The sequence below is a fragment of the Anaerococcus lactolyticus ATCC 51172 genome (assembly GCF_000156575.1).
GTDB classification, from domain to species: domain Bacteria; phylum Bacillota; class Clostridia; order Tissierellales; family Peptoniphilaceae; genus Anaerococcus; species Anaerococcus lactolyticus.
Genome location: NZ_GG666046.1, coordinates 327,916 through 335,763, shown reverse-complemented (window position 1 = coordinate 335,763; position 7,848 = coordinate 327,916). Strand labels below are relative to the sequence as shown.

Below are 7,848 nucleotides of genomic sequence, written 5' to 3'. Positions count from 1 at the left end.
CTGACCTGGTCTGGTCAGTTCTTTTTATAGCCCCCAAAAAGCTCAATCCAATATTTGATACTTTGAGGTAAATAGTTTTGAAAGTCTTCATTACTTAGATAATTAAATAATTCTTTAGGATCAACTTTTTTTATATTTTCATACTTTTCATCGTAATTATCAATACTGCCGAATGTGGATAGTAGATAAACATCGCCTGTTAAATGTAAATATTCTTCTGCATTTATATTTCCATTCTTAACCTGGATAAAAATATTTTTCCCAGTCTTAGGGTCAAGAAAAACACACTCATAAAGTTCGGTTGATTTTTTGTTTGTTGAAGGAATAACAACATAACCATATTCTTTATTTAAGTACATACAAAGGAGGTCTTCGCAATCACTTGTGGAAATTGACTTATAAAAATTCTCCTGATTAAAAGTTAATTCAGTATTCATGTAATAATTTGTACCAGCTATTTTATCATATATATATTTAGAAAATTCCTTAACCCCTTCTTCGTTTATCCTACAAAAAGTAAGCCTTGAAATAAGGGCAGTTGTCACAGCTCCCGGCACAACACTCTCATCACCGATAGGTATCCAATCAATATTTCTTATCTGAATACAAGCATCCTTTTTTAGAGTTTCTTCTGAAGGATAATAACCAACAATAGATTCAGAACTAAACCTTCCTAGGTAATAAATTCCCTCATGCCTCATCCAAATTAAGTCGCCTTCTTCTATCTCCCTGGTAAATCTTGTGATGTTTGCATTTACACCATTTTTATAAATTTTATATTCATAACAAAATTTATCATAATCATCAATAGTTTTTATATCGTTTCTTTCTTTGCAGACCCTAGCCATGTCTTCTTCTTTTATAGTTCCCCTAAGGTGAGAGTCCTTTAAACTCCAACCTATAGCCATAATGTGCTCATTAAGCATATAACCAGAAATTTTTTTCTCATCATCTGAATCTGTATTTGCGTGTAATCTCCAAACTGTAGTCATAATCTCTCCTTAAATCCCATATAAATTTTCTTTCACACTTTCAATAACCGACTCTCTTAGGCTAACTGGCTCTAGAACTTCCACATAAGGAAGAAATTGCAGAGCCCAGTATTCTATGCCCTTTTCGGGTGCCATAAATTCTCCTAGGTAATAATCGCCATCTTCCCTTAATTTTATATCCGTTCCAAATTGATCTATGACATAGGTTAAAATATCCTTGTCAAAACGAATTTTAATGAATGACGGCTTACCAAAAAAGGCGTGGCTGGCTTTTTCTATTAGCCTATTTAATTCATCTTCCCTAAAGGAATCCCTATTTTCGTCTAAAATTTTTATATCCTTTATAAAATCAATCCTAAAGGACAAAATATTTGTAAAACCTGGCGTCGTTCCCAAAAGATAGTATTTTTTATTGTCAGCTAGGATCCTATAGGCATTTAATTTGTAAGGTCTTTTCCTTTTTGGCACAAGTTTCTTATCTGGCCCATAGGTCAGATAAGTAAATTCAATTTGGCGATTTTCCTCAATTGCCTCGTTTATAATTTCTATATTTAGGAAAACTTCCTTGTTTGAAGTTCTTTTCGTCCTATAAAAATCTGTCTGGCTGATGTATTTATCAACTGACCTTTGGTATTTAGACTGACTTTTGCCTATTTTCCTTAAAAGCTCTGTACACTGGTCCCTGTCAATGTAGGCAAGGGAAAAAATGGCATCCATCAAAAGATATGTCTCGCTTTTTTCAAAATCCCTATCTATTAAATAATAGCCTAGTCCATTGTCCGTAAAGGTTGAAATATCAATTCCAAAGTCAATTAGATCATTAATTGCGCTTGTAACAGTCCTTCTATCTAGATTTACACCATAATATAAAAAGAGTTTTTTCCTTATTTCGGCCATTGAAAGTATATGGTCGGAATCACTTTCTTCACGAAGAATTTCTAGGATATATAAAATATTTAATCTCGAACTTGCCATAGGTCCTCCTGGAAATGTTATATCATATTAAAGCATTAATTTTATAATCTAAATAAGAATAAAGGGTGACTTTTACTAGGCTTGTCTTATCCCAAGTATGGGTGATTTTTTTAAGGTAGTCATCTATTTCTGGATTTATTTCTGGAAGATTACTAGCCTCGGAAAAACTTATGTCACAGGCAAGCTTTGCAGCTCTTTCCCTATCAAGCCCATGGTCTAAATAATAAGCAAAAATTTCTTCCCTATTTGATGGATAATTTCTATTGGCAAAGTCTATAAACAAGGAATATGCCCTGGTAAAGGTCTTTGTCAGCCCTAATAGATAAATAAAATCCCCAAAGCTTCTTATATTTTCCTCATAATCGAAATTTTCTAAAGATTCAGTCGCCTTTCTAGGATAAACATTTTTCAATTCAATTTTTTCATTAAGATAATAACCAAATAAATAATCTTTAAAATCTTCTATATCTATGTCTTGATAGATATTTTTTTCATAATATAAGGGATTTAACTTATCAAGATAAATAAAATGTGTAAAATATAAGCCACATTTTTCCATCCCCTTGTAAATACACCAAAGATACCCTGGTCCATAATCGTAATATTCCAATACCCAAAACCTTACTCTATCCTCATATTTTTTATCAATCTGAACTTCAAAATAAATTTTATTTTCAAATATATATGAAAGATCAATATTAAATCCATCTCGGCTAAACCCATCCTTTTTTTCTAAATCAACCCCATATTCCACCTCATTTACAAAAATAAGTTCCTTGGTTTTTTCGTTGTAATAGTGGGCAGGAAGTGGATTTATAAGGCTAAGACCTAAAAGATAAAAACTAAAAAATGGCAAATTTTCGATAAGGATATTTTGGTCGAGATTTTCCTTTAAGAACAAGAGAAAGTCAATTTCATCTTCCGAAGATTTTCCTCTTATTACTTCCATTTCCTTTTTTATCCTATCTTCTATAAAAGGATTTTCTCCGTATTTGACTCTACTTATACGCAAAATCTTTTCTTCCAGATTCATACCATCACCTCTTATGATTATTATAACAAAGGTCATGTACAAAAAATTGTACAGGTAAATTTTTCCATCAAAAAATGGCCCCCTAATTCCTCATTGAAATAGGTATTTTGTAAAAATAGTTTGGTAAATCTTTAGCTTGTAAGAAAAAAACTATGAGTTTAAACACTCATAGTCTTACCTCTGATTTATATAATTTGCCGACTAGCATAAAACCATATCAAATACTTCTTCACTCAATTGATGAAGGTATCCGTTTTCATAAAGAAGATTTACTGAATCCATTTTTAGTTGTACTTATCATCTCTTTCAATAAAAATTTTAAGGTCACCAATATAATATCCAATAGTTAGAGAACCTAAAGATTGAATTCATTAATAAAATTTTTATCGTCTATTTATTTACTTCTTTTCTTCTTTCTAAATAAAATATAATAAAAATACTTATAATTTCAATAAATGTTACTACTATACTGCCCTCTGGTCCATAAATTTCATCATACAAGTTATAATTTAAAATTTTAAAATTAAGTAAGCTATCAAATCCACTAAAGCCACTTACGTTTAATCCATAAATCATTGCCATGGAAAAGTTCCAACCTGCATGAACTCCAGAGGTCAACATAATATTTCCTTTATAAAATAGTAATTTTGCAAAAAATATGCCCACTAGGATTGTGTTAAGGGTTGATAAAATTGTAACTCCTTCATTACCCAGGTGCAAAAGTCCAAAAAATATCGAAGGTAGTAAGATTGCAACGTTTCTTCCAAATTTATCAGATAAGACCCTAGTTAAGATACCTCTTACCAAGACTTCTTCTGATGTTGATTGGATAAAAAATCCTATAAAGTAGGCAAGAAATATCAAATTAAAATTACCAAAGCTACTTCCACTGTATCCTAAAACTCCCCTCCCCATATCTAATAATACATAAATTGAGATTTGCAGTAAGCCTAGGAAGAGTCCAATGCAAATGTTCTTGGCAAGGTCTTCTTTTTTAAAAAAGATGTAATCAATTTTCTTTTTTAAAATAAATTTCACAAAAAATATGCCTGCTAATAATTGACCCGTAGTTCCCATTAACATCACTAGGTTTGCATTTTTATAGTCGCTATTAAAGTGGGTTTTTCCATAAAAAATTAGTGATAGGGCAAGCATAATCCCGCCAGTGAAAACGGCGATTGCCAGCAACAATACAAAAATCCTTAAGATGATTTTTAAAAAATTCTTTATTTTATTTTTATTTACCATAATCTTCTCTCCTGTCTTCTATTAATATTTTACATAATTTATCATAGGAAAATCCTATATTCCACCTCTTAGGTCATTTCACTTTGAATAATTTTTCTGTAATATTATACCATGCTTTACAACTTAATATTTAAACATTTCTAAAGTTAAACTTGGATCAGTTTTTACTAAATAAATTTAGGAAAATATACTGAAAAATTCAGAAATTCATACTGTATTGAGGCTATTTTCCTTTGATACAAAACCATATATAAACTAATATATAGAAAATTTATTTAGACTATAATTTAAGTGAACATACACCCACCCAAGCAAAAAGACCCCCTATTTGGAGGTCATTTTTTTGATTTTTCCTCTTATTTTTTTACTTATTGCCACTATTAGCAAGGTTCCTATAGCTATCATTACTATGGAGCCTCCTGGTTTTAGGCCGTAGTAGAAGGATAGGGTGATGCCTATTAGCATAAAAATTACCGAAAATATTAAGGATATTAGGTAGGTTTTTTTGTAGGAATCGCTCATTAAAAGGGCTGTGGCGACTGGGATTACCATTAAAGATGTAATCATCAGTGCCCCTACGATTTTGGCTGAGATGGCGATTGTGATGGCTGTTAGAAAGGTAAATACTCCGTTTACTATTCCTACCCTCACACCTGCCAGCCTTGCCATTATCGGATTTATGGATATAAACAAGAGAGCGTTGTAAAAGTAAAGCGACATGGTGACGACTAAGGCAAAAATTATCCCTACCAGGATGACGTCTTCCTTTGAAACTGTTGTGATTGACCCAAAGAGGTAGGATTCAAAGCTCTTGCCTCCTGGGGAAAAGTCCGATAGGATGGCCGCAAGTCCAATGCCAAAACTCATGATGATGGCTGTCGCCATATCGCCAAAGTCCTTAAATCTTTTCCTGATTATGTCTATGGCAAAGGCGCCTAAAACACAAAATACCAAGGATGTCCACATGGGATTTATGGCGAAAATCAGTCCCATGGCAATACCTGCTAGTGAAGAGTGGGATAGGGCGTCGCCTATCATGGATGTTTTCCTATTTATCATTACAAGGCCAATCATGGGGATGATGACTGCAAGCATTACGCCAACAGCTAGGGCTCTTTGCATAAAATCATAACTTAGCATATAAGGCCGTCCTTTAGTTTAAATACCTTGTCTACATAATCGCCAAGGATGTCCATTTCATGGGTTATCATTAGGATTGATATTTTGTGGTGGCGGTTTAGGTGGACTAAAAGATTAAGGAAGTCTTCCTTAGATTTTTGGTCGATGCCGACTGTTGGTTCGTCTAAAATCAATATATCGGGATTATTTACCATGGCCCTTGCGATCATAACTCTCTGGGCTTGACCACCGGATAAGTTGTTGACTGTCCTATCTATAAGGTCTTTTATTTTTAGGGTGGAAAAAGTGTCTTCTATTTTCAATTTGGATTTTTTTGTAATAGTATTAAAAATTGAAAATTCCTTATAGAGGTTTAGGCCAACATATTCCCTGGCTGATACCGGAAAGGCAACCTTTATGGCTTCATTTACTTGGGGCACATAGCCAACCTTGTCAAAATTTTTAAACTCTTCCATATCTATGCCAAAAAGTTTTATGCTTCCGGAATCTTTTTTTAACTCGCCTAGAATTAGCTTGATAAGGGTGGACTTGCCCGATCCATTTTCGCCGGATATCACCGCAAAGTCTCCCTCATCAAGGTCTAAGTTTATACCTTTTAATATTAAATTTTCATTATAGCCAAACTTTAGGTTTTTTATCTCAATTTGCTTCATACATATATTATGCTAGAGACTTATATATATTTTCAAGGTTTTCCTTAATTATTTCTTGAATTGTTACTTCCTTGTCGATTTCTTCTTGGGTTGCAAATTCCATTGTTGATAGTGGGGCTACTTCTGCACCTATCTCATCAGCGATAGTCTTTGCAGCCTTGTCTGAACCACCTTTTTCAAAGAAAACTGTCTTAATCTTGTCAGCCTTAGCTAAATCTGTTACTTCCTTCATTACCTTGGCATCTGGATCTGCTGTCGATGTAAGGCTTGCTAGAGGAATTTGTTCAAGACCAAAATCTCTTGCTACATAGCCAAAGGCCTCATGAGGAACGATGAACTTTTTGTTAGTAACTTTTTCAAATTTTTCCTTGTAGTCTTTGATAATTTCATCAAATTCTTTTGCGATTTTTTCGTAATTTTTTTCGTAATAATCTTTATTAGCTGGGTCAATTTCTGCTAATTTGTCAGCTATTACCTTAGCTTGAGCCTTGGCATTTATTGGTGATAACCAAGTGTGTGGGTCAAACTCACCATGGTGGTGGTGATGGTGTTCTTCTTCGCCATCTTCGTGGTCGTGATCATCGTGGTCTTTATCTTCATGGTCATGGTCTTTATCTTCATGATCGTGGTCATGGTCTGCGTCCTCGTGGTCTTTATCCTCATGGTCATGGTCGTGATCTGCGTCTTCGTGGTCAGCCTTGATTAAATCTAGGCCAGCACTTGTATCTACCATTTCTATTCCAACACTACCTTCAACAGCATCCTTCCATTCTTCCATGCCAGCGCCATTCATAAAAATTAATTTAGAGTCGCTAAGCTCTGCAATTTCCTTAGCAGATGGTTCGAAATCGTGGCTTTCTGTTGTAAGGGAATTAAAGGCCTTTACATCAAACTTATCGCCAGCAATTTGCTTGGTTAGGTTGTAAATTGGATAAAAAGAAGCGTAAATCACCTTTGATTCTGCTTGTTTTTCTGTCTTTTCTTCTTGTTTTGTTTCTGTTTTTGGGCTTTCTTTAGCTTGGTTGCCACAGCCTGTTACAGCTAGGGCAAGGGCTAAAGCCATAAATATATTTTTCTTTTTCATAAACTCTCCTTTTGCAAATCATTTGCAGTAGTATTATATAGGTATTTTCATCTCTGTCAAATAAAGTATAATAAATTTAAGGAGGGAAAAATGCAATTAAACGACCTTTTAAAAGATAAAAACCTCAGAATCACCAAGCAGCGCAGGTTGATATTAGATTACATAGACAAAAAAAACGAACCTGTATCTAGCCAAGAAATCTACGATGACCTCAAGAAAGAAATGGCAATTGACCTTTCAACAGTCTATCGTAACCTCAATATCCTTGAGGAAAACGACCTCTTGCTCAAGACATCTGACCTAGATGGAATTTCCTACTACCAGCTAAAAAAAGACGACCACAAGCACTTTATCACCTGCAGTCACTGCCACAAAAAATATATAATCAAATCTTGTCCAGTCCACGACCTAGAAAAGGAAGTAGCCGCAGAAACAGGCTTCATAATAAACGGCCACAACTTCGAATTTTACGGGATATGTCCTGCCTGCCAAAGAAAAATGAACCAAGCCTAGGATAATCTTTATCTTTTTTCCCTAGGCCTTGCATCAATCAGCCAATTAATAAAGGAAAAAGAAACCATTTGAGTAGGATTTAAACCTACAATATTAGGAATTGTAAAAAATTTAAAATACAGTTGTTTGTACTTTTCGAACTACCGAAAAATTTACATTATTTAAGGAAATATCTTCTTATTTAATATTTGAAATCATACCAAATATTTT

8 protein-coding genes are annotated in these 7,848 nt (G+C 33.7%); 1 reads left to right on the top strand and 7 read right to left on the bottom strand.

The annotated features are described in order from the left end of the window. Positions 1-14: 14 nt before the first annotated feature. From HMPREF0072_RS06205 to HMPREF0072_RS06175, 7 genes are all read right to left on the bottom strand, one after another. The gene (locus tag HMPREF0072_RS06205) at positions 15-992 is read right to left on the bottom strand and encodes a hypothetical protein (protein WP_004828395.1); all 978 of its coding nucleotides are present in this window, start codon (positions 990-992) and stop codon (positions 15-17) included. A 9-nt stretch (positions 993-1,001) separates the two neighbouring features. Then, on the bottom strand, positions 1,002-1,967 hold the full coding sequence (locus HMPREF0072_RS06200; protein WP_004828392.1) for a helix-turn-helix transcriptional regulator: 966 nt from the start codon (positions 1,965-1,967) through the stop codon (positions 1,002-1,004). 22 nt (positions 1,968-1,989) lie between these two features. Then, on the bottom strand, positions 1,990-3,000 hold the full coding sequence (locus HMPREF0072_RS06195) for a hypothetical protein (protein WP_039931185.1): 1,011 nt from the start codon (positions 2,998-3,000) through the stop codon (positions 1,990-1,992). Between the two features lie 390 nt (positions 3,001-3,390). Further along, complete coding sequence (locus HMPREF0072_RS06190) at positions 3,391-4,248, bottom strand: CPBP family intramembrane glutamic endopeptidase (protein ID WP_004828388.1); 858 nt, start codon at positions 4,246-4,248, stop codon at positions 3,391-3,393. A gap of 324 nt (positions 4,249-4,572) precedes the next feature. After that, a complete protein-coding gene (locus HMPREF0072_RS06185; protein ID WP_004828385.1) occupies positions 4,573-5,388 on the bottom strand; it encodes a metal ABC transporter permease in 816 nt (271 codons plus the stop codon). Next, positions 5,382-6,041 carry a metal ABC transporter ATP-binding protein gene (locus HMPREF0072_RS06180; RefSeq protein ID WP_004828383.1) on the bottom strand — a complete coding sequence of 220 codons (660 nt, stop codon included), beginning with the start codon at positions 6,039-6,041 and terminating at the stop codon, positions 5,382-5,384. The genes HMPREF0072_RS06185 and HMPREF0072_RS06180 overlap by 7 nt, the downstream gene beginning before the upstream one ends. A gap of 7 nt (positions 6,042-6,048) precedes the next feature. Next, on the bottom strand, positions 6,049-7,125 hold the full coding sequence (locus tag HMPREF0072_RS06175; RefSeq protein ID WP_004828382.1) for a metal ABC transporter solute-binding protein, Zn/Mn family: 1,077 nt from the start codon (positions 7,123-7,125) through the stop codon (positions 6,049-6,051). Positions 7,126-7,215: 90 nt separating this feature from the next. Between HMPREF0072_RS06175 and HMPREF0072_RS06170 the strand changes: the two genes are divergently transcribed. After that, complete coding sequence (locus tag HMPREF0072_RS06170) at positions 7,216-7,638, top strand: Fur family transcriptional regulator (RefSeq protein ID WP_004828380.1); 423 nt, start codon at positions 7,216-7,218, stop codon at positions 7,636-7,638. Positions 7,639-7,848 lie beyond the last annotated feature (210 nt).

Coding starts and splice junctions, on each gene's coding strand:
- HMPREF0072_RS06205 (WP_004828395.1), bottom strand. CDS start 992: ATGACTACAGTTTGGAGATTACACGCAAATACAGATTCAGATGATGAG.
- HMPREF0072_RS06200 (WP_004828392.1), bottom strand. CDS start 1,967: ATGGCAAGTTCGAGATTAAATATTTTATATATCCTAGAAATTCTTCGT.
- HMPREF0072_RS06195 (WP_039931185.1), bottom strand. CDS start 3,000: ATGAATCTGGAAGAAAAGATTTTGCGTATAAGTAGAGTCAAATACGGA.
- HMPREF0072_RS06190 (WP_004828388.1), bottom strand. CDS start 4,248: ATGGTAAATAAAAATAAAATAAAGAATTTTTTAAAAATCATCTTAAGG.
- HMPREF0072_RS06185 (WP_004828385.1), bottom strand. CDS start 5,388: ATGCTAAGTTATGATTTTATGCAAAGAGCCCTAGCTGTTGGCGTAATG.
- HMPREF0072_RS06180 (WP_004828383.1), bottom strand. CDS start 6,041: ATGAAGCAAATTGAGATAAAAAACCTAAAGTTTGGCTATAATGAAAAT.
- HMPREF0072_RS06175 (WP_004828382.1), bottom strand. CDS start 7,125: ATGAAAAAGAAAAATATATTTATGGCTTTAGCCCTTGCCCTAGCTGTA.
- HMPREF0072_RS06170 (WP_004828380.1), top strand. CDS start 7,216: ATGCAATTAAACGACCTTTTAAAAGATAAAAACCTCAGAATCACCAAG.